The organism is uncultured Arthrobacter sp. (genome assembly GCF_964021775.1).
Classification (GTDB): domain Bacteria; phylum Actinomycetota; class Actinomycetes; order Actinomycetales; family Micrococcaceae; genus Arthrobacter.
Genome location: NZ_CAXHZI010000016.1, coordinates 57,700 through 77,948, shown reverse-complemented (window position 1 = coordinate 77,948; position 20,249 = coordinate 57,700). Strand labels below are relative to the sequence as shown.

Annotated in this window: 17 protein-coding genes, 1 pseudogene and 2 riboswitches; of the genes and pseudogenes, 5 read left to right on the top strand and 13 right to left on the bottom strand. The window is 67.7% G+C overall.

Annotation, left to right across the window (positions count from 1 at the left end):
- Nucleotides 1-173 precede the first annotated feature (173 nt).
- Entirely contained in the window at nucleotides 174-770 is a 597-nt protein-coding gene (locus ABIN76_RS13215) for an SGNH/GDSL hydrolase family protein (protein WP_346960149.1), read from the bottom strand.
- Nucleotides 771-918: 148 nt separating this feature from the next.
- Here ABIN76_RS13215 and ABIN76_RS13210 point away from each other — a divergent pair, with 148 nt between their 5' ends.
- Nucleotides 919-1,806 (top strand): hypothetical protein, encoded by an 888-nt coding sequence (locus tag ABIN76_RS13210; RefSeq protein WP_346960148.1) that lies wholly within the window; start codon nucleotides 919-921, stop codon nucleotides 1,804-1,806.
- 33 nt (nucleotides 1,807-1,839) lie between these two features.
- Nucleotides 1,840-2,526: a hypothetical protein gene (locus ABIN76_RS13205; protein WP_346960147.1), complete on the top strand. Its 687-nt coding sequence runs from the start codon at nucleotides 1,840-1,842 to the stop codon at nucleotides 2,524-2,526.
- Nucleotides 2,527-2,665: 139 nt separating this feature from the next.
- On the opposite strand, the gene ABIN76_RS13200 is transcribed toward ABIN76_RS13205, so the two are convergent.
- The 3 genes and pseudogenes from ABIN76_RS13200 to ABIN76_RS13190 all read right to left on the bottom strand — a co-directional run bounded on the left by ABIN76_RS13200 (nucleotide 2,666) and on the right by ABIN76_RS13190 (nucleotide 6,884).
- Complete coding sequence (locus tag ABIN76_RS13200) at nucleotides 2,666-4,048, bottom strand: MFS transporter (protein WP_346960146.1); 1,383 nt, start codon at nucleotides 4,046-4,048, stop codon at nucleotides 2,666-2,668.
- Nucleotides 4,049-4,220: 172 nt separating this feature from the next.
- Complete coding sequence (locus tag ABIN76_RS13195) at nucleotides 4,221-5,357, bottom strand: homoserine O-acetyltransferase (protein ID WP_346960145.1); 1,137 nt, start codon at nucleotides 5,355-5,357, stop codon at nucleotides 4,221-4,223.
- An 11-nt stretch (nucleotides 5,358-5,368) separates the two neighbouring features.
- Nucleotides 5,369-5,484, bottom strand: a riboswitch (SAM riboswitch).
- A gap of 84 nt (nucleotides 5,485-5,568) precedes the next feature.
- Nucleotides 5,569-6,884: pseudogene (locus tag ABIN76_RS13190) on the bottom strand (bifunctional o-acetylhomoserine/o-acetylserine sulfhydrylase).
- 63 nt (nucleotides 6,885-6,947) lie between these two features.
- A riboswitch (SAM riboswitch) is annotated at nucleotides 6,948-7,063 on the bottom strand.
- A gap of 157 nt (nucleotides 7,064-7,220) precedes the next feature.
- On the opposite strand from ABIN76_RS13190, the gene ABIN76_RS13185 reads away from it, so the two are divergent.
- Entirely contained in the window at nucleotides 7,221-7,859 is a 639-nt protein-coding gene (locus tag ABIN76_RS13185) for a VOC family protein (RefSeq protein ID WP_346960144.1), read from the top strand.
- A gap of 92 nt (nucleotides 7,860-7,951) precedes the next feature.
- Here the strand turns inward: ABIN76_RS13185 and ABIN76_RS13180 are convergent, their stop codons facing one another.
- Complete coding sequence (locus ABIN76_RS13180) at nucleotides 7,952-8,728, bottom strand: CPBP family intramembrane glutamic endopeptidase (protein WP_346960143.1); 777 nt, start codon at nucleotides 8,726-8,728, stop codon at nucleotides 7,952-7,954.
- An 80-nt stretch (nucleotides 8,729-8,808) separates the two neighbouring features.
- Here ABIN76_RS13180 and ABIN76_RS13175 point away from each other — a divergent pair, with 80 nt between their 5' ends.
- Nucleotides 8,809-9,465, top strand: a complete 657-nt coding sequence (locus ABIN76_RS13175) for a histidine phosphatase family protein (protein ID WP_346960151.1) — start codon at nucleotides 8,809-8,811, stop codon at nucleotides 9,463-9,465.
- A 16-nt stretch (nucleotides 9,466-9,481) separates the two neighbouring features.
- On the opposite strand, the gene ABIN76_RS13170 is transcribed toward ABIN76_RS13175, so the two are convergent.
- From ABIN76_RS13170 to tdh, 5 genes are read right to left on the bottom strand one after another with little or no spacing between them, the layout of a single operon-like run.
- A complete protein-coding gene (locus ABIN76_RS13170) occupies nucleotides 9,482-10,852 on the bottom strand; it encodes a phenylacetate--CoA ligase family protein (RefSeq protein ID WP_346960142.1) in 1,371 nt (456 codons plus the stop codon).
- A gap of 53 nt (nucleotides 10,853-10,905) precedes the next feature.
- The gene (locus ABIN76_RS13165) at nucleotides 10,906-12,117 is read right to left on the bottom strand and encodes an amidohydrolase family protein (protein WP_346960141.1); all 1,212 of its coding nucleotides are present in this window, start codon (nucleotides 12,115-12,117) and stop codon (nucleotides 10,906-10,908) included.
- 11 nt (nucleotides 12,118-12,128) lie between these two features.
- Nucleotides 12,129-13,244, bottom strand: a complete 1,116-nt coding sequence (locus ABIN76_RS13160; RefSeq protein ID WP_346960140.1) for an FAD-dependent oxidoreductase — start codon at nucleotides 13,242-13,244, stop codon at nucleotides 12,129-12,131.
- A gap of 60 nt (nucleotides 13,245-13,304) precedes the next feature.
- Entirely contained in the window at nucleotides 13,305-14,519 is a 1,215-nt protein-coding gene (locus ABIN76_RS13155; RefSeq protein ID WP_346960139.1) for a glycine C-acetyltransferase, read from the bottom strand.
- Nucleotides 14,520-14,578: 59 nt separating this feature from the next.
- A complete protein-coding gene (tdh, locus tag ABIN76_RS13150) occupies nucleotides 14,579-15,625 on the bottom strand; it encodes an L-threonine 3-dehydrogenase (protein ID WP_346960138.1) in 1,047 nt (348 codons plus the stop codon).
- Nucleotides 15,626-15,772: 147 nt separating this feature from the next.
- On the opposite strand from tdh, the gene ABIN76_RS13145 reads away from it, so the two are divergent.
- Nucleotides 15,773-16,681: a LysR family transcriptional regulator gene (locus tag ABIN76_RS13145; RefSeq protein ID WP_346960137.1), complete on the top strand. Its 909-nt coding sequence runs from the start codon at nucleotides 15,773-15,775 to the stop codon at nucleotides 16,679-16,681.
- 3 nt (nucleotides 16,682-16,684) lie between these two features.
- On the opposite strand, the gene gatB is transcribed toward ABIN76_RS13145, so the two are convergent.
- From gatB to gatC, 3 genes are read right to left on the bottom strand one after another with little or no spacing between them, the layout of a single operon-like run.
- Entirely contained in the window at nucleotides 16,685-18,190 is a 1,506-nt protein-coding gene (gatB, locus tag ABIN76_RS13140) for an Asp-tRNA(Asn)/Glu-tRNA(Gln) amidotransferase subunit GatB (RefSeq protein ID WP_346960136.1), read from the bottom strand.
- Entirely contained in the window at nucleotides 18,190-19,782 is a 1,593-nt protein-coding gene (gatA, locus tag ABIN76_RS13135) for an Asp-tRNA(Asn)/Glu-tRNA(Gln) amidotransferase subunit GatA (RefSeq protein WP_346960135.1), read from the bottom strand. Before gatA ends, gatB begins: the two co-directional genes overlap by 1 nt.
- 4 nt (nucleotides 19,783-19,786) lie before the next feature.
- Entirely contained in the window at nucleotides 19,787-20,083 is a 297-nt protein-coding gene (gene gatC, locus ABIN76_RS13130) for an Asp-tRNA(Asn)/Glu-tRNA(Gln) amidotransferase subunit GatC (RefSeq protein WP_138769869.1), read from the bottom strand.
- Nucleotides 20,084-20,249 lie beyond the last annotated feature (166 nt).

The following is a 20,249-nucleotide window of genomic DNA, read 5'->3' as shown; positions in this document are numbered from 1 at the left end:
GTCCTCTTATTGCGTCAAATCAAACCACGTGTCATCAACGTGCCGGGACAATACAACTAGACCGGGTGATCGCGGTGTTTCGGAGTGTTGTGCTTCTGGTGGCATTCAATGCCCGGAATAGGACGCCATCGATTGGTGAAGGTGTGATCAGGCGGCAGCACCCCGGAGGTGAGTCAGCCGGCGGCCCGGGCCTTGGCGACGTATGGTTCGAGTGCTTCCGTCATGACCTCCGCCAGCTTGGCGTGGCCGAGATCGTTCGGGTGGATCTGGTCCGGTTCCGGGTAGAAGAACGGCGTGGGATCGTCGGCGAAGACGCCGTACTGGCCCAACAGGAACGGCAGACCTGTTTCCTCGGCGCACTCTGCATGGAGATCAAAGACGCGGCGGATTCGAGGCGGTTCTTCCCGGAAAGGCCAGTAGGGCTCTACGACGAGCACCTGGGAATCCGGGAGTGAATCGCGCAGCCTCGACATGTCCTGGATGATGGTCCGACGGAGTTGGTCATCGTTGTCAGGCAATTGCGGGTAGTCGTTGGCACCGAGCGCAATCAGAGCGATGTGTGGGTCGGCGTCAATCACCATGTCCAGCGGATGCTTTTCGAATGCGTCGGTGTCGCGCTTGGTAAGAAATCCCAGGCCGTTGACGGCGAAATTGTGCTCCTCCAACCCAAGGTTCCGGCTCACAATGGACGTCCACCGCTTGCCGACGTGGGAAATCCCCCGCCAACCCGTGGAAATGCTGTCTCCGTACACCCCAAGTCGCAAAGTCATTCCAGGACCCTAGCACCGCTCGCGTCCTCGGTCTTGTCAACATTGCCGGCGCGGACGGGCGCCCTCACAGGGTCGCGCCAGCTTCAATCCGGCCGCGTTTCGCAACCTTTCCCAGTGCTTGCCCCGCGCCGACTATTAGGCTGGCGCCATGGAATCGTTGCCCAATGCTGCGCCCGGTGAACGGCTGAAGCCTCTGGTGGATCCCGTGTGGCATGGCATGCATGTCGTGGTGCCACGGGGCTTCCCCGCCTACGCCAGAATCTTCCATCCGGCGACCCGGGACCGCCCCAAGGACACCGGTTCCTGGCACGGACATTCCCGAGCAGGCGTCTTCCCCCTCGTCGAGCAACAGGTCCGCTGGTCTGAGGTGGCGGGTGCTGTCGGGACCAAGATGCACCCATTGGCCCAATTCCACCGAATTCGTGGGCAACTACCGAACGGGCAGGAACTCTTCGACAGCGAAGGCTGGCGCTACGCTGAACCCCTAACCGGCAACCTCGCACCGAACATACTGGCAGCACTGGTTGCCCGTCTCTGTGAACATACGTCCACGCCAAACGAGGGTGTGACCGCCATTTGGGAAGGATGGGGAGGACCTACAAGCTCCATCGGCTATGCCCAGCTCACTTTTTCGGACGACTCGACGCCCGTGGAGAATACTTCCGCCGCCGCGCTGGACACGGATCTCGGTCGCGGCCTGCTGCCATCGGAGGTGATCAAAGGCGAGACACTGACCCTGCCGGGCCGCGACTATTACCTGTTCGATGCCGCGCCACAGCTTTACCGTCACACCGCGTGGGTGGATCAAGTGCCCTGGCACCATTCCCCACAATTCCCGCAGTCACCGAGCATCCTATGGCCGGCAGACAGAAGCTGGGTCATGGTGACCGAAATTGACTTCGACTCCACGGTGGTCGCCGGCAGTCATGAACTCGTAGCGGCACTAGTGCGGGACCCCGCCATCGAAGCGCTGCCATTGAATGAGGGCGCAGACCTGACATGGGACGCCGACGTTCCAAACCGTCCGGCGCAATAGCCCAGCCTTTCGCTTCAAGGCCATAATCGTGGCATGAGGATGACTGGAATTCTCCCCGAGGACGCGCCCGATCCCCGGGTCGAGCAGGCCAAGCGACTGAAACTCATGCCCATCCCCGTGATGGGACTCGTGTCCCAGCCCTCGCTGGAGGATGCGGATACCGTGAGTCTGACATCCGGCGAGGACGATCGTGGATACAGCGAAATGGCAGCGAGTGTCACCTACACCCTCTGGCGAAACCCAGCTGACCGCTCGGACCCAATTAATCTCGCCGACCCCAACGAGCAGGCTCGCAGAGCGATCGACGTTGTTCCGCAATGGCCCCGACCCGCATGGCTAGTCGAGCAGGTGCAGCGCATGCTATATCCGCAGCTGTGGGAGGCCGTGCGAACTACCTGGCACCGTGACCCATCCCCGCGCACTTCGCTCCACAGCGTGCTGGTCGAACACGTCAACCACATCCTCACGAACCGGTACCGGCAGGAGCTCGGACTGAGCGAAGGTTCCTGGGACCAACCCGCACTCGCAGTGACGGACCGGATGGTCAACGCTCAGGCCGGTGTCTTGGTGAATGGGGTCGAAGTACCCGGCGCTGAGGTCGATACTAATCCGAATGTATATGGCATTGGCGCGGAACTAGCGGGCGGCGGCGTCGTCACCGCCGTGCTTCCACGCGCCGAGCTCAAACTCATACAGGTGCAGTTCGCTACACGGGCGTAACGCCCCGCTGGCTCCGTGAACCGGTCCCCTGCCGATGCGAGCGGCGTCCACGATCTCCCGATCCCAACGACAGCAGCCCCCGTCCCCGCAATGCGCGGACGGGGGCTGCCTGGTCTTGACTCGTGCAGTTGTCTGCCGGTTACTTCTTACCGGCGGCCAGGAGGTCGGCAGTGCCCTGGGCGTCGGCGGCGTCGACGTCGTGGAGCGAGATACCGCGGGTTTCCTTCAGGAAGTAGACCGCCACGACGGTGACCAGGCAGGCGCCCAGCAGGTAGATGGCAACCGGGGTGGAGGACTTGTACTGGCCCAGCAGCGAGCTGGCGATGATCGGGGCAAGCGACCCGGCCACGATCGAGGTGACCTGGTAGCCCAGGGAAACACCGGAGTAGCGCATCCGGGTCGGGAACATCTCGGCCATGATGGCCGGCTGCCCGGCGTACATCAGGGCGTGGAAGAGCAGGCCGATGGTGATGGCGGCGAGGATGATGAGGTCGTTCTTGGTGTCCATCATCGGGAAGGCGAAGAAGCCCCAGGTTCCGCCCAGGACGGCGCCGGCCATGTAGACCGGCTTGCGGCCGAAGCGGTCGGAGAGCTTGCCGACCATCGGCACCACGGAGAAGTGGATGAAGTGCGCCACGAGGAGCAGCAGCAGGATGCGCGAGGTGTCGGCCTGGACGATCACCTTCAGGTAGGTGATGGAGAAGGTGACGACGAGGTAGTACAGGACGTTTTCGGCAAAACGCAGGCCCATGGCGGTGAAGACGCCGCGGGGGTAGCGGCGGAAGACCTCGGCCACGCCGTAGCCCTTGTTTTCCGTAACAACTTCCTTCTGTGCCTCGAGGAAGATCGGGGCGTCCTGGACTTTGGTGCGGATGTAGTAGCCAATGACCACGATCACGGCGGAGAGCCAGAAGGCGATGCGCCAGCCCCAGCCGAGGAAGTCCGCCGAGGACAGGATGGAGGAGAGCAGGAAGAGCACGCCGGTGGCGAGCAGGTTGCCCATCGGGACCGCCGACTGCGGCCAGCTGGCCCAGAAGCCGCGGGACTTGCTGGGGCTATGCTCGGCGACGAGCAGGACGGCGCCGCCCCATTCACCGCCGACGGCGAAGCCCTGGGCAAAGCGCAGGAAGACCAGGAGCGCCGGAGCCCAGTAGCCGATCTGCTGGAAGCTCGGCAGGCAGCCCATCAGGAAGGTCGAGACACCGACCAGGATGATGCTGAGCTGCAACAGCTGCTTGCGGCCGAACTTGTCGCCGAAGTGGCCAAAGACGATGCCGCCGATGGGGCGGGCAACGAAGCCCACCGCGTAGGTCAGGAACGCGGCGATGATGCCGTCCAGTTCCGTTCCGGAGTTGGGGAAGAACATCTTGCCAAAGACCAGCGTCGCCGCCGAGGCGTAGAGGAAGAATTCATACCACTCCACCACCGTGCCGGCCATCGAGGCTGCCACTACTTTCTTGAGACCTGACGTCTTGACGTCGGTGTCCTCTGCGCGCCTTGCGGCGGCGTTTTCCGTGCTCATGCGAACTCCTTCGGTGTCGCCTTCGACACCCTGTGGACCATTGGGCTGACTAACGTGTGTGTGAGTTGGGACACACGGCGTCATTCTCCACGAGTATGGACTGCGGGCGCGGAAGGCTCAACGACCAATCGCGCAGAGGGCGTCTGCAAAAATGCACACGAGCTGGTGCCGGCTAGGCGAAGAAGTTGCCGCGGAGCTGTTCGCTGAGCTGCCCGATTTCGGTCAGGAAGCCGTCATGGCCGATCGGCGCCTCGATGACGTGCACAGGCACCTCGCCCGGCAGCGCGCCGGCGAGTTCACGGGACTGGGCCGGGAAATACAACCGGTCCGAGTCCACGGCCGCCACAAAGAACTCCGCGGTGGCCCGCGAAACAGCCTGCTCCAGGCTTCCCCGGCCGCGGCTGACGTCGTGGCTCATCAGCGCCTCGGTGATGGCGATGTAGCTGTTGGCGTCGAAGCGGCGGACCAGCTTGTTGCCCTGGTGGTCCAGATAGCTCTCTACCTGGTAACGGCCCCGGCCGGCCAGCGACCCGGCTTCCAACGGGTCCTCCGCCGCCTGGGCGTTCCGGCCAAAGCGGGCGTCCAGCTCCGCGGCGGAACGGTAGGTGATGTGGGCGATCCGGCGCGCCAGGGCCAGGCCGGCGTCCGGTTCCGGGCCGCCGTAGTAGTCACCGCCGTTGAAGTTGGGGTCCTGGTGGATCGCCAGGGTCTGGGCCTGGGCGAACGCGATCTGCTCGGCGGTGCTGCGGGCGCCTATCGAAATCACGGCGCAGCGCCGGACCCGGTCCGGGTAGCTGACCGCCCACTCCAGCGCACGGGCTCCCCCGAGCGAACCCCCCAGCACGGCATACCAGCTGCTGATTCCCAGCGCGTCGGCGAGCCGCGCCTCGGCGGCGGTGCTGTCCCGCAGGGTGACCAGCGGAAACCGCGAGCCCCAGGGCCGTCCGTCGGGGGCCGGCGTGGACGGCCCGGTGGAGCCGTAGCAGCCGCCGAGGATGTTGATCGAGACCACAAAGTACTTGTCCGTGTCCACCGGGGCGCCCGGGCCGGCCAGCTGTTCCCACCAGCCCGGCTCTTCGCCGGCGCCGCGGGTGACGTGGGTGTCCCCGGTCAGCGCGTGCTCGATCAGCACGGCGTTGGAGGCGTCGGCGTTCAGCGTCCCCCAGGTCTCGTAGGCGAGGGTGACCTCCGGCAGGGTGGCACCGGATTCAAGGGCCAAAGAACCGATCGGGAGGTACTGCACCGTCCCATCAGGAACAGCGGAGGGTTTGCATTCGGGTACACCCGTGCGGGTGACGGCAATCGTCATGTGAGGACCTAACTTCGCGCTTGCCCGCCGTCAGCTGACCGGCAGGCCAGGTCTTCACCCGGGGCACCCCGCCGCAAATGGAGGGTTGCCGGCCAGCAAGCCGGGGCTGTCGCTGGCACTCATGACCTGCCTCGATTCTACGAAACCAGGCGGCGCAAGCGCGAAGATTGTGACGGCTGTGTGACAGCCGGTCCCGTCGGCGCCGCCCGCCTCAGGCGTTCTTGGCCGCGCGGAAGCCGGCGTCGAGGTCCGCGATGATGTCGTCGATGTGTTCGAGTCCCACCGAAAGCCGCACCAGGCCGGGGTTGACGCCGGCCACCGCCTGCTGCTCCGGCGAGAGCTGGCTGTGCGTGGTCGACGCCGGATGGATGACCAGGGAGCGCACGTCGCCGATGTTCGCCACATGGGAGTGCAGTTCGAGGGCGTCGACGAAGCGCTTGCCGGCCTCCGCTCCCCCGGCCAGGTTGAAGGAGACGACGGCGCCGGTGCCCTTCGGCCCGTACTTGCGGCCGCGTTCGTACCAGGGGCTGGACGGCAGCCCGGCGTAGGCGACGGATTCACGTCGGCCCTGGCCTCCAGCCATTCGGCGACCCTGACGGCGTTGGCGACGTGCCGCTCCATCCGCAGGCTCAGCGTCTCGATGCCCTGGGCGATCAGGAAGGCATTGAACGGCGAGACGGCGGAGCCGAGGTCGCGCAGCAGCTGGACCCGGGCCTTGAGGATGTAGGACAGGTTGGCGCCCAGCGCACCGTCCTCGCCGAGGTCACGGGCGTAGACCAGGCCGTTGTAGGTGGGGTCAGGGGTGTTGAAGCCGGGGAAGCGCTCCGGGTCCTTGCCGAAGTCGAAGTTGCCGGAGTCCACGATGACGCCGGCAATCGCGGTGCCGTGCCCGCCGAGGTATTTGGTGGCCGAGTGGACCACAATGTCGGCGCCCCACTCGATCGGCCGGATCAGGTAGGGGGTGGAGAGCGTGTTGTCCACGATCAGCGGCACCCCGGCCCGGTGCGCCACGTCCGCGATGCCCTCGATGTCCAGCACGTCCTGCCGCGGGTTGGACACCACCTCGCCGAAAAACAGCTTGGTGTTCGGCTGCACGGCGTCGCGCCACTGCTCCAGGTTGTCCGGGTCCGCGACGAAGGTCACCGAGATGCCGAATTTCTTCAGCGTGTGAGCCAGCAGGTTGTAGGTGCCGCCGTAGAGGCTGGGGCTGGCCACCACGTGGTCCCCGGCCTCGGCGATGTTGAGGATCGCAAGGGTTTCGGCGGCTTGCCCGGAACTGAGCAGAAGCGCCCCGAGGCCGCCCTCGAGGCTCGCCACGCGCTGCTCCACCGCGTCCTGGGTGGGGTTTCCGATCCGGGTGTAGATGGGGGCGAGTTCGGCGAGCGCGAAGCGGTTGGCCGCGCTTTCCGCGCTGGGGAAGACGAACGACGTCGTCTGGTAGATCGGCAGCGACCGCGCACCGGTGGCGGAATCCGGCTCCTGGCCGGCGTGGATCTGGCGGGTTTCAAAGGACCAGGCGTTGGACATCGGGGATCTCCTGAGTGACTGGGCACAGGCCCTTCCGGTCCTCCCGGGACCGGAACGGCTCTGCCGCCGCGCTTGCCTCCCGGCGGGCGCCGGAGGGCCAGGTCTTCACCCGGGGCACCCCACCGCGCAAGGAGGGTTGCCGGCCAGCAAGCCGGGGCTTGGTGCTGGCACTCATGACCTGGCTCCAGTTTAGGAAGGCTCGACGGCGGCTGGATAGCTTTGTGACGAATATGAATTTGGCCCGTGGACCGGCCCTGGAGCCCTGGAAAATGACATCCCATCAGGGTTAGGACAGCCTAAGCTGAGAGCTCCATCACAAAGTGCCAAGATGAGGGCATGCGCATGGATCACGTCTCTTACGCCTGTGAACAAGATGGCCTCGCTGCCACCACCGAACGTATCGCGTCCGCCCTCGGGGTCGAAGCCGTCAAGGGCGGTGTCCACCCCCGGTTCGGGACCCGCAACATGATTATCCCGCTCGCCGGGCACAAGTACCTGGAGGTTGTGGAGGTCCTGGACCACCCTGCCTCGGACAAGGCGCCGTTCGGCCAGGCCGTCCGGGCCCGTTCCGCCGCCGGCGGCGGCTGGATGGGCTGGTGCGTTGAGGTTGACGACCTGGCACCCTTCGAGGAGCGCCTGGGCCGGTCTGCCGTCAACGGCAACCGCAAGTTCCCCGACGGCCGCGAACTGGTCTGGAAGCAGATCGGCATCCTGGGCCTGATCGCGGATCCGCAGGTCCCCTACATGCTCAAGTGGGAGGGCGATCCTGCCCTGCACCCGTCCAACGCCTACGAGAGCGGCGTCAAGATGTCCGCGCTCACCATCGCAGGCTCCGCCGAGCGGGTCACCGAGTGGCTGGGCGAACCGGTGGAGAAGCCGCTGGAGGATGTGGACGTGAACTGGCTGGCCCCGCACGGTACGCCGGGCATCCTGTCCGTCACCTTCGAAACCGATTCCGGAGCCGTCACCATCTGACGCTTCCTGCCCGAAAAACTTCGGCCGCCAGCAGCGGGTGCCAATGATGCCACCCACCGCTGGCGGCCGAATCCTTTTAAGGCCTGGTGCGCCTAGCCGAGGCCGATCGCCTTGCCGAAGAGGCTGAACCCGACGAAGGCCACGATGTCCAGCAGCGCATGGGCGATCACCAGCGGCATCACGCGTCGCGTCTTCGTATAGATCAGCGCGAAGATGACGCCCATGATGGCGTTGCCGATGAAGGGCCCGAAGCCCTGGTAGAGGTGGTAGCTGCCGCGCAGCATCGAACTGGCGAAGATCGCCAGCGGCATGCCCCAGCCGAACTTGCCGAGCCGGTCCAGCAGGTAGCCCACCACGATCACTTCTTCCACGATCCCGTGCCGGATCGCGGAGAGGATCAAAACCGGCACCGTCCACCAGTAGGAGTCCAGCGCGCTGGGGATGATCGCCGTCGTGATTCCCAGCGCTCGGCCGGCCGCATAGAGGCCGAGCGATGGGACGCCGATCAGGGCGAAGAGGCCCAGGCCCTGCAGCAGGTCCTTGCCGGGGCGGGCAAAGTTGAAGCCAAGTTTCCGGAAGGCCGAGGCGCCGGTGCCGCTGGACAGGCCGGCGGGCCGGTGCTCGGTCAGGAAGTAGATCACCAGCACCACCGGAACCAAGGCGAAGATGATGTCCAGCAACTGGTAGGTAAGGTCGAAATACTCGCGGCTGCTCTGCGAACGGTTCAGCGTCGAGGTGCCCTGCGCCAGCGGCGCCCGGGTCAGCTTGTCCAGCAGCTGCACCACCGAATAAACCGCCGACTGCCCCAGGGACAGGCCCAGGACAATCCAGACTTCTAGCCGCAGCCGACGGCGGGAGGGAACCAACATGGTTCTATCTTGCCTGCCGTTGCCGGGAGTTGACTGCAAGTGCCTATGCTTGGGCTGTGAGTGCGCCCGGGAAAATTTTCATGATCCGGCATGGCCAGTCCGCCGCCAACGCCGACACCTCGATCTACAACCGGGTGCCCGATTACCGGATCCCGCTGACCCCGCTCGGCGTCGAGCAGGCCACGGCCGCCGGCGAGCAGCTGCGGCGCCGGCTGGACGGGCAAAAGGTCTGCGTCTACGTCTCCCCCTACCTCCGGGCTTACCAGACCCTCGAGGCGCTCCGGCTGGGGTCCCTCACCGAACGCGTGATCGAAGAACCGCGGCTGCGCGAGCAGGACTGGGCGAATTTCCAGATAGCGGGCGACATCGAGGACCAAAAGGAGCTCCGCAACGCCTACGGCCACTTCTTCTACCGCTTCCGGGAAGGCGAATCCGGCTCCGACGTCTACGACCGGATCTCCTCGTTCATGGAAACGCTCTACCGGCACTGGTCCAAGCCGAACTATGCCCCGAATGCCTTGTTCGTGACGCACGGGCTGACCATGCGGCTGTTCTGCATGCGCTGGTTCCACTGGTCGGTGGAGTACTTCGAGTCCCTGAACAATCCGGACAACGCCGAGATCCGTACCCTCCTGCGCACGTGGCAGGGCAAGTACGAGCTGGACAAGCCGTTCAGCCAGTGGGAGCAGCGGCGGGTGGACGAGACCGTGCTGGACGCCCCGCCGATGTTCTTCTAGGTCTTGGCCGGCTCTTTTAGTCCGGGTCATGCTTCAGCGCAATGACCTGGTGGAACTTTCCGCTCGCGCCGGTCTGCTCCGGCGCCTCACCGGCCCGGACCAGCTTCACGTTCGCCAGGCCTTGGCCGGCCAGGAAACCGGCGAGCTTGGCTGCCACGTCCTGCCACACCTCATCCGCCGCTGCGCCGGGCTCCAGTTCAAGCCGGACCCGCACTTCCGCCCGGCCGGACTGGACCAGCTGGCAGCGGTGCACCCCGGGCGCGCCGTCGATCGGCGCCGTGACGGCCAGCGGCAGGATACTCACCGTGCGGCCGCTGGCGTTGTCCAGGTGCAGCACGTCGTCGTGCCGGCCGGCCACGCGGACGGCTGGCAGCGGGTTGCCGCATTCGCAGGGGCCGGTTTTGGCGATCACGGAGTCCCCCAGGTCGTAGCGAATCAGCGGCTGGACCCGGTTGGCGAGGTTGGTCAGCAGCACCGTATGGGACGGCTGCCCCTCGGGCGTTGGCCGGTAGTCTGCCTCGACCGGTTCCAGGATGACCCAGTCGCTGTTCACGTGGAGCCAGCCGCGGGGACAGTCCAGGGCGATGGGGCTGAACTCCGAGGCGGCGTAGACGTTGTGGACCCCGCAGCCCAGCGACGCCGCCAGCCGGGCCGGGTCGCCGAGGGACTCGCCGCTGGACTCCACCACCGCGGGCCGGATCCGCAACCGGCCCGCGTCCCGCTCCTCGGCCAGGAGTTCGAGGGCGCTGGGATAGCCCACCACGAGGGCCGGGTCGAAGTCGTTGAGCGCCCGCACCAGCGACTCCAGCGGCTGCTGCACGGAAAACAGGCGGTAGGCGCGGCGGCGGCCCCGGCTGCGGCGCCGCTCGGACTCAAGCCACACGGCGCCGGCGAAGTGGCCGCCGGCTCCCACCACCACAGCGGTGCGGATGCCGCGCCGCAGCAGGGCAGGCATCACGCCGGCGTTGACGGTGCTCCGGACCGCCCGGATCCCCTGCGCCCGGTAGCACGCGACGGCGGCGGGGTCGTGCACGAACAGTCCCGGGTGTCCCGTGGTCCCGGAACTGGTGCACGCGAAGTACCGGCCGCGGTAGCGGCTGCCGACCAGGGTCGGATCGGCGACGAAGGCCTCCAGATCGGTCCGGGTGACATCGGGGTCGGTCACCCAGTCGTCGAAGCGGGCCATCAGCTGCGGTTTAATGACCGGCGGCAGGTCGCGAAGCGAGACGTCCCCGCGCGTGACGTCCCCGGCTGGGAGCCCGCGGTACAGCTCCCGGTAGAACGGGGAGCTGGTGCGGGCGTGCACCACAAGCGCGGCCAGCCGCGCATCCCGCCGCCGGGCAAGGGCCCGCGGGCCGCCGTGTTCGGCCCTCAGGAGATCGAGCATGATGCCCAACTCCCTCGCAAACCCCGCCATGGCGTGCCTCCTGTGTCTGCGCGTCAGCGGGCGCGGACCCCGGCGCGCCAGACGGCGTGGGTGAGCGGCATCCCCGGCCGGTAGGCCAGGTGGGTGGCGGACGGGGCATTGAGCAGGTGCAGGTCGGCCCGGTGCCCGACGGCGATCGAGCCGACCGCGCGCTGCCCGTCGACGTCGTTCCCGGAGTCCCGGCCCAGCGCCAGCGCACCGCCGTACGTCGCCGCACGGACGGCTTCGTGCACACTGAGCCGCATCTGCAGCACGGCGGTGGTGACGCAGAACGCCATCGAGCTCGTGTAGGAGGTGCCGGGGTTGCAGTTGGAGGCGAGGGCCAGCTGGACGCCGGCGTCCAGCAGTTCCCGGGCCGGGGCCAGCGGCTGCCGGGTGGACAGGTCGCAGGCCGGCAGGCAGGTCGCGACGGTGCCGCGCTCGCCCGCGCCGGCCGCGGATTCCCAGCCGGACCAGCTGTCCGCGAGGGCGTGGACGTCGGCGCGGGACAGGTAGTTCACGTGGTCCACGCTCGCGGCCCCGAATTCAACGGCCAGCCGCACGCCGGGGCCCTCCCCGAGCTGGTTGCCGTGCACGCGCAGGCCCAGCCCCGCGTCCCGGCAGGCCGCCAGCACGCGGCGGGACTGGTCCTCGGTGAAGGCGCCGCGCTCGCAAAAGACGTCGGCCCAGCGGACATAGGGCCGGACCGCGGCGAGCATCGGGCCGCAGACCAGGTCCGTGTACTCATCGGCGTCCATGCCGCCGGGGACCAGGTGCGCGCCGAGGTAGGTCACCTCGTCCGCGACAGTGGAGGCGATCCGGGCGCTGCGGGCCTCGTTGTCCACATCCAGTCCGTAGCCGGTTTTGGTCTCAAGGTAGGTGGTGCCCTGCGAAACCGCCTCGGCGACGCGGCCGAGCGCCAGGCGGGTGAGGTCGAAGTCGCCGGTGGCCCGGGTGGCGCCGGTGGTGACCGCGATGCCGCCGGCGCTGTAGTCCTCCCCCGCCATCCGGGCCTCGAACTCCGCGGTCCGGTCGCCGGCGAAGATGAGGTGCGTGTGCGAGTCCACCCAGCCGGGCAGGAGCGCGCGGTGCCCGGCGTCGACGGCGTCGTCGGCGGCCGGGGCGTCCGCGGCGGACCCGAGCCAGGCGATGCGTTCGCCCTCGATCACCACGGCCGCGTCCGTCAGGACCCGGTGCTCCGCGTCCTGGGTCATCAGTTCGGCGATGTTGGTGATGAGGGTGCTCATGGGTCCATTCTTCAGCGCCGGATCGACATCCGGGTCGCTGCCAGTGCCGCGGCTGTCCGGGATGCCGGACTGTCGGCCGGGAGCGGCTCCGCGGCGCCCTGGCCGGCCAGGATGAGCTCGGCAGCCAACTCGGCGATGCCGGAGGAGGTCTGGAAGCCGTAGCCGCCCTGGCCGGCGAGCCAGAAGAAGCCGGTGGCCTCGGCGTCGAACCCCACCACCGGGACGCCGTCGGACGCCTCGGTCCGCAACCCGGTCCAGGCCCGGCGGACGTCACCGATGCCCATCGTGGTGACGGTATTCAGCCGGGTGATCAGCGCCTCGATGTCACCCGGGTACGGCCGGGCGTCCTCCGGGCCGCTGGGCACAGTTTCGGACGGGGAGATCAGGACCTGCCGCCGCCCGTCCGGCCGGAAGTAGAAGCTGCCGGCCGACGCCACCATCGGGCAGCCCTGCGGGAGGGGGCGTTCGACGTCGACGATTGCCGCGGTCCGGCGGAAGGGCTGGAGTCCGAGCTTCTCGACCCCGCTAAGCACCGCGAATTCGTCCGCCCAGGCGCCGGCGGCATTGACCACGACGGCGGCCTCGAAGCCTTCCTGCCCGGCGCCGAGTTCCCAGCCGGAGCCGAGGCGCTGCGCCGAGTGGACCCTGGCGCCGGTGATGATGTCCACGCCGCCTTCGACCGCGCGCTCCCGGTGGTCCTCCAGCAGCAGGGACGCGTTGCAGGCGAAGGACCCTGAGTCCAGGCCGGCGGCCTCAAAGGAATCCGGCTTGAGCGCGGGGCAGATGTCCAGGGCCTCGGCGTGGCTGATCCGGTGCATAAAGCCGCTGGCCTGCTGCTGGACGTCTTCCTCGTTGCCGATCAGCATAAAGCGGCGCGGTGAGAGAACGGGTTCGGGCCGGGTGCCCTCCTTGGTGCCGATGAGCTCCAGGGTGCGTAGGGTGAGCTCCTGGACCACGGGCGGGCCGTAGCTGGGGATCAGCTGCCGGGCCGAGCGCGCGGAGGTGTGGTAGCCCAGTGACTGCTCGGCTTCGACCAGGGCCACGCGGCATTTGCCGGCGAGGGCGGAGGCAAGGGACAGGCCGGCAATGCCGCCGCCCACAATCACGACATCGTAATTAGCTGACATGTCTCCATCCTTGCACCCGGCAGGAGGCCGCGTCAGTACTTTCCGGCGGCGGCTCCCCGGCTACGAGGCCGCGGCCACCGCCGCGCGGCTAGCCACGAAGGCCTGGACGCAGCTCTCGACGTCGTCGGCGCTGTGCGCGGCGGAGAGCTGGACCCGGATGCGGGCGGCGCCCTTGGGCACCACGGGGTAGCTGAATGCGGTGACGAAGACGCCGTTGGCGAGCATCGCGTCGGCCACTTTGGCTGCCATCACGGCGTCGCCGAACATGACCGGGACGATCGCGTGTTCGCCGTCGAGCAGTTCGAAGCCTTCCTCGGCCATCCGGCGGCGGAAGAGTTCCGCGTTGGCGAACAGCTTGCTGCGCAGTTCGCCGGAGTTCTCCACCAGGTCCAGGGCCTTCAGCGTAGCGGCGACAATGGCCGGGGCCAGCGAGTTGGAGAACAGGTAGGGGCGCGCCTTCTGGCGGAGCATGGCGATGACCTCGCGCCGGCCCGACACATAGCCGCCGGAGGCGCCGCCCAGGGCCTTGCCGAAGGTGCCGGTGTAGATGTCCACCCGGTCCGAGACGCCGGCATGTTCCGGCGTGCCGGCACCGGTGGCGCCCATAAAGCCGACCGCGTGCGAATCATCCACCATGACCATGGCGTCGTACTTCTCCGCGAGGTCGCAGATCGCCTCCAGCGGGGCCAGGAAGCCGTCCATCGAGAAGACGCCGTCGGTGACGATGATCTTGCGGCGGGCCGGGTTTTCCTGGGTGCTGGCCTCGATCAGCCGGGACTCGAGGTCCGCCATGTCCTGGTTGGCGTAGCGGAAGCGCTGAGCCTTGCACAGCCGGATGCCGTCGATGATCGAGGCGTGGTTCAGCGCGTCGGAGATGACGGCGTCTTCCGGGCCGAAGAGCGATTCGAAGACGCCGCCGTTGGCGTCGAAGCAGCTGGAGAACAGGATGGTGTCCTCGGTGCCGAGGAACTTCGAGACGCGTTCCTCCAAAGCCAGGTGCACGTCCTGGGTGCCGCAGATGAAGCGCACGCTGGCCATGCCGAAGCCGCGGGAGTCCATGGCCTCCTTCGCGGCCGCGATGATCTCGGGGTGGTCCGCGAGGCCCAGGTAGTTGTTGGCGCAGAAGTTCAGCACCTCCGAGCTGCCCTGGCCGAGCTGGCCGGCCTTGATGTGGCTGGCCTGCGGCGAATCGATGTGCCGTTCGGTCTTGAACAGGCCGGCGCCGCGGATCTCGTCGAGTTCGTGCTGCAGCTGGTCCTTGATGGCTGAATACATTGCGGTGGCTCCTCAGCAGGGGGGGTGAATTTTTGTACGGTACCGGAAACGGGCGGGGGCTAGAAGCCGGTCCAGTCGAGGACGACCTTGCCGCCGACGCCGGCGCGGGCGATCTCGAAGCCCTTCTCCCAGTCCGCGGCGGGCAGGGTGTCGGTGACGACGGCGGAGATGTTGGCGTGCAGCACCGGGTTGGAGGAGAGCATGGCGCTCATGGCGTACCAGGTCTCGAACATCTCGCGGCCGTAGATGCCTTTCATGGTCAGCATGTGCGTGACCACTTTGCCCCAGTCGATGTCGATGGACTGGCTGGGCAGCCCCAGCATCGCGATCCGGCCGCCGTGGTTCATGTTGTCGATCATCTCAGGCAGCGCTGTGGGGTGGCCGGACATTTCCATCCCGATGTCGAAGCCCTCACGCATGCCCAGTTCGCGCTGGGCGTCCTTGACCCGCGTGGTGGAGACGTCGATCGCAAGGTCGACGCCGAGCCGGCGGGCCAGTTCCAGGCGCGGGGCGGAGACGTCGGTAATGGCGATCTTGCGGGCACCGGCGTGGCGGGCGACGGCGATCGCCATCAGGCCGATGGGGCCGGCGCCGGTAATGAGCACGTCCTCACCCACCAGCGGGAAGCTCAGCGCGGTGTGCACGGCGTTGCCGAACGGGTCGAAGATGGCGCCGAGTTCCGGGGTCACGGACGGATCGTGGTGGACCCAGACGTTGGTTTCCGGGATGACGACGTACTCCGCGAACGCGCCGTCGCGCTGGACGCCGACGCTGACAGTGTTGATGCACATCTGCTTGCGGCCGGCGCGGCAGTTGCGGCAGATTCCGCAGACGATGTGGCCCTCGCCGGAGACCCGGTCGCCGACCTTGACGTCCAGGACGTCCTCGCCGGTCTCCACGACTTCACCGTAGAACTCGTGACCAGCGATCAGCGGCGCATTGATGATGCCCTGCGCCCAGGCATCCCAGGACTGGATGTGCAGGTCCGTGCCGCAGATTCCGCTGGTCATGACGCGGATCTTGACGTCCCCGGCCCCGGTCTCCGGCTCCGGGCGGTCGACCAGTTCGAATCCCGCGTGGGCGCCGGACTTGTAGAGAGCCTTCATGGGCCTGCCTAACTGTGCTGGCCGCTCCCTGGATTCGGAGCGGTGGTGTGGGACAACTCACCTCATTAGACCCGGCAGAAAGCATTAGCACAACCGGATTTTTCTCAATCGACGATTTAGCTTTTGCTTGCCCATAAGATGGTGGGCATGGAAATCCACCAGCTCGAAATGCTCCGCGAACTCGGCGCCCTGGGCAGTGTCAAGGCCGTCGCCGAAACGCTGCTGGTCACGCCCTCGGCGGTGTCCCAGCAGCTCGCCGCCCTGCAGAAATCCGTGGAGGTCCCGCTGACCCGGAAGGAGGGCCGGAACCTGGTCCTCACCGAAGCCGGGCAGGTGCTCGCGGACGCCGGGGCCGCCGTCGTGAGCGCCATGGCGGACGCGAGGACGGCAATCGGCGCCTACCACGGCTCGCCGGTGGCGCCGGTGACGCTGAGCGGTTTCCACAGCGCCGGCCAGGCCTTGTTCGCGCCGCTGGCCCGGCTGCTAGCCGGACCCGGGCAGCCGCGGATCCAGCTCTCCGACGAGGACGTCGCCCAGCAGGATTTCCCGGCGCTGACCGCCCGCTACGACCTGGTCCTCGCACACCGGATGGACCACAGCCCGCGGTGGCCCCAGGAACGGGTGGCGGTGATCCCGCTCGCGCACGAGCCGCTGGACGTGGCGCTGCCGGCCGGGCACCGGCTCGCCGGGCAGCGGGCGGTGACGGCGGACGACGTCGTCAGCGAACCCTGGGTGACCAGCCACACCGGCTACTCCCCCGCCGACGTGCTCTCCGCCGTCGCGGCGGTCTCCAGCCGCGAGCTGAACATCGTGCACCGGATCAACGACTACTCCACGGTGGCGGCCCTGGTGGCGACCGGAAGCGTGATCGGGCTGCTGCCCCGGCATACCGCGCGGCCGGTGCTCAACCCGGAGATCGTGCTCAAGCCGCTGGAGGGCATCAGCACCCGGCGCCGGATCGACATCCTGGCCCGGCCGGAGAACCTTAAACGCAAATCGGTCATGATGGTCTGCGAAGCGCTGCAGACCATCATGACCGATTTAGTGGGTGGCTAGGGGCTAGCCTTCGACGCCGAGGCGCTGCAGGATCAGCTCGCGGACGCGGCCGGCGTCGGCCTGCCCGCGGGTGGCCTTCATCACGCCGCCGACGATCGCGCCGATCGCCTGGAGCTTGCCGCCGCGGATCTTGTCCGCGACGCCGGGCTGCGCGGCGAGGGCCGCGTCGATGGCTTCCAGCAGGGGTCCGTCATCGGAGACCACGGCGAGGCCGCGCTGCTCGACGATTTCCGCCGGGGTGCCCTCGCCGGCGAGCACGCCGTCCAGGACCTCGGAGGCCATCTTGTTGTTGATCTTGCCGTCCTCGACCATCTTGTTCAGTTCCACGATGGTGGCCGGATCGACGCCGAGCTGGCCGGGGTCGACGTCGGCGTTCTTGGCGCGTCCGACGATCTCGCCCATCCACCACTTGCGGGCCACCGTGGCGGTGGCACCGGCCGCGATGGTTTCCTCGATCTCGTCCATCACGCCGGCGTTGACGACGTCGCGGAACTCCAGGTCGGAGTAGCCCCAGTCGGCCTGCAGGCGCTTGCGGCGGGCGGCCGGCGGCTCGGGCAGCGTGGCCCGGAGCTCCTCGACCCACTCGCGTGAGGCGACGATCGGCACCAGGTCCGGTTCCGGGAAGTAGCGGTAGTCGTCGGCGTCGGACTTGGGCCGGCCCGAGGTGGTGGAGCGGGTGTCCTCGTGCCAGTGCCGGGTTTCCTGGATGACCGGCTGGCCGGACTCCAGTACCGCGGCGTGCCGCTGGATTTCGTAGCGGACGGCGTGTTCGACGGCGCGCAGCGAGTTGACGTTCTTGGTCTCGGAGCGGATGCCGAAACGTTCGCGGCCGTGCGGGCGCAGCGAGACGTTGGCGTCGCAGCGGACGTTGCCGCGCTCCATCTTGGCGTCCGAGACGCCGAGGTTCTTGACGATCTCGCGGACCGCGGCGACGTACGCCTTGGCCAGCTCGGGGGCACGGCTGCCGGCGCCCTCGATCGGCTTGGTGACGATCTCCACGAGCGGCACACCGGAGCGGTTGTAGTCCACGAGCGAGTAGTCCGCGCCCTGGATCCGGCCGGCGGCGCCGCCCATGTGGGTGAGCTTTCCGGCGTCCTCCTCCATGTGGGCGCGTTCGATCTCGACCCGGAAGACAGTGCCGTCGGAGAGCTCGATGTCCAGGTAGCCGTCGTAGGCGATCGGCTCGTCGTACTGGGAGGTCTGAAAGTTCTTCGGGGTGTCCGGGTAGAAGTAGTTCTTCCGGGCGAAGCGGCAGGTCTCGGCAATCTTGCAGTTCAGCGCCAGGCCGATCTTGATCGAGGATTCGATCGCGGTCTTGTTCACCACGGGCAGCACGCCGGGCATCCCGAGGTCCACCTCGTTGACGTTCGTATTCGGCTCGTCACCAAAGACGTTCGGCGCGGAGGAGAACATCTTGGTCTTGGTGTTGAGCTCCACGTGGACCTCGAAACCCAGGACGGGGTCGTACTTCTCCATCGCCTCTTCGAAGCTGAGGGTTGCGTCAGTCATTAGTGTGAACCTCCGTGGCTCGCGGGGGCGCCGGCAGCAACCGCCGGTGCGGAATCAGTCAAGGAAGGCTCCGTCAGGGAGGGGGCACGGTCCAGCAGCGGTCCGCCCCACTGCGCCTCAAGCAGCGACTCGAGCACGGCGCCGACGCGGTAGAGCCGGGCGTCCTGGCGTGCCGGGGCGAGCAGCTGGACGCCCACCGGCAGTCCGTCCTCGTCGGCGAGGCCGCCGGGCAGCGACAGCCCTGGGACCCCTGCCATGTTGGCCGGGATGGTGGCGACGTCGTTGAGGTACATCGCAAGCGGGTCGTTGAGCTTCTCACCGAGCTTGAACGCCGTGGTGGGCGCCGTCGGGGAGATCAGCACGTCAGCCTGGGCGAACGCGGCGTCGAAGTCGCGCTGGATCAGGGTGCGCACCTTCTGGGCCGAGCCGTAGTAGGCGTCGTAGTAGCCGGCGCTGAGCGCATAGGTGCCCAGGATGATACGGCGCTTGACTTCGTCGCCGAAGCCGGCGGCGCGGGTGGCTCCCATCACGCGCTCGATCGTCAGCGGGCCTTCTTCGGGCAGCACCCGCAGGCCGAACCGGACGCCGTCGAACTTGGCCAGGTTGGAGGAGGCCTCGGAGGGCATGATCAGGTAGTAGGCACCCAGGGCGTACTTGAAGTTGGGGCAGGAGACCTCGACGATCTCGGCGCCGGCGCCCTTGAGCAGTTCAAGGGCCTCGTTGAAGCGGTTCTCGACGCCGGCCTGGTAGCCCTCGCCGTGGAGCTCCTTGATGATGCCGATCTTCATGCCCTCGACGTTGCCGGTCCGGGCCGCGGCCACAAGGTCCTCCAGCGGGTCCGGCAGCGAGGTGGAGTCGCGCGGGTCGTGGCCGCCGATCACCGAGTGCAGCAGTGCCGAATCCAGCACGGTCCGGGAGACCGGGCCGATCTGGTCCAGCGAGGAGGCCATCGCGATGGCGCCGTAGCGCGAGACGCCGCCGTAGGTGGGCTTCACGCCGACCGTGCCGGTGACGGCGCCGGGCTGGCGGATGGAGCCGCCGGTGTCCGTGCCGAGGGCCAGCGGAGCTTCGAACGCCGCGACGGCGGCAGCGGAGCCGCCGCCGGAGCCGCCGGGGATGCGGTCCAGGTCCCAGGGGTTGTGGGTGGGGCCGTACGCGGAGTGCTCGGTGGAGGAGCCCATGGCGAACTCGTCCAGGTTGGTCTTGCCCAGGATCGGCATCTTGGCGGCGCGGAGGCGCTCCACCACGGTGGCGTCGTAGGGGCTGTGCCAGCCCTCGAGGATCTTGGAGCCGGCCGTGGTGGGCTGGCCGATCGTGACGATCAGGTCCTTGACGGCGATCGGGACGCCGGCGAGCACGTGCAGTTCCTCGGCGGCGGCGCCGCCTTCGGCGCGGATCGCGTCTACCTCGGCGGCGACGGCGAGGGCTTCCTCTGCGTTGATGTGCAGGAAGGCGTTGACCTTGCCGTCGACGGCGGCGATCCGGTCCAGGTGCGCCTGGGTGACCTCGACGGCGGTGATCTCGCGCGCGGCGAGCTTCTCGGCGAGCGCGGCTGCGGTGAGGCGGAAGAGTTCGGGGCGGGTTTCAGTCATGGTCTTAGTCCTCATCCAGGATTGCCGGGACCTTGAAGCGGCCCTCATACGCGTCGGGGGCTCCGGAAAGCGCCTGCTCGGCCGTGAAGGTGTGGCCCACAACGTCCTCGCGGAACACGTTGGTCAGCGGGATCGGGTGGGACGTGGCCGGGACGTCATCACCGGCGGCTTCACTGACGGACTTAACCGACTCCACGATGACGGCGAGTTCGCCAGCCATCCTGTCCAGCTCTTCAGCACTCATCTCGATGTGCGCGAGACGCGCGAGATGCGCGACGTCGTCGCGGTTGATCGCAGCCATGGATCTCCCCTGCAAGTTCGGATTATTTTCCGTCCCAGTCTACGTGGCCCTAAGCCCCTCCGCCGTCGGCGGCGGGCCGGACGATCCTCCGCATGCTCGCTCGTTCCTCGCTTAGACGCACGCTTCCGGATGTCCGTCCCGTCGCCGATGTGCTGCGCTCACCGAA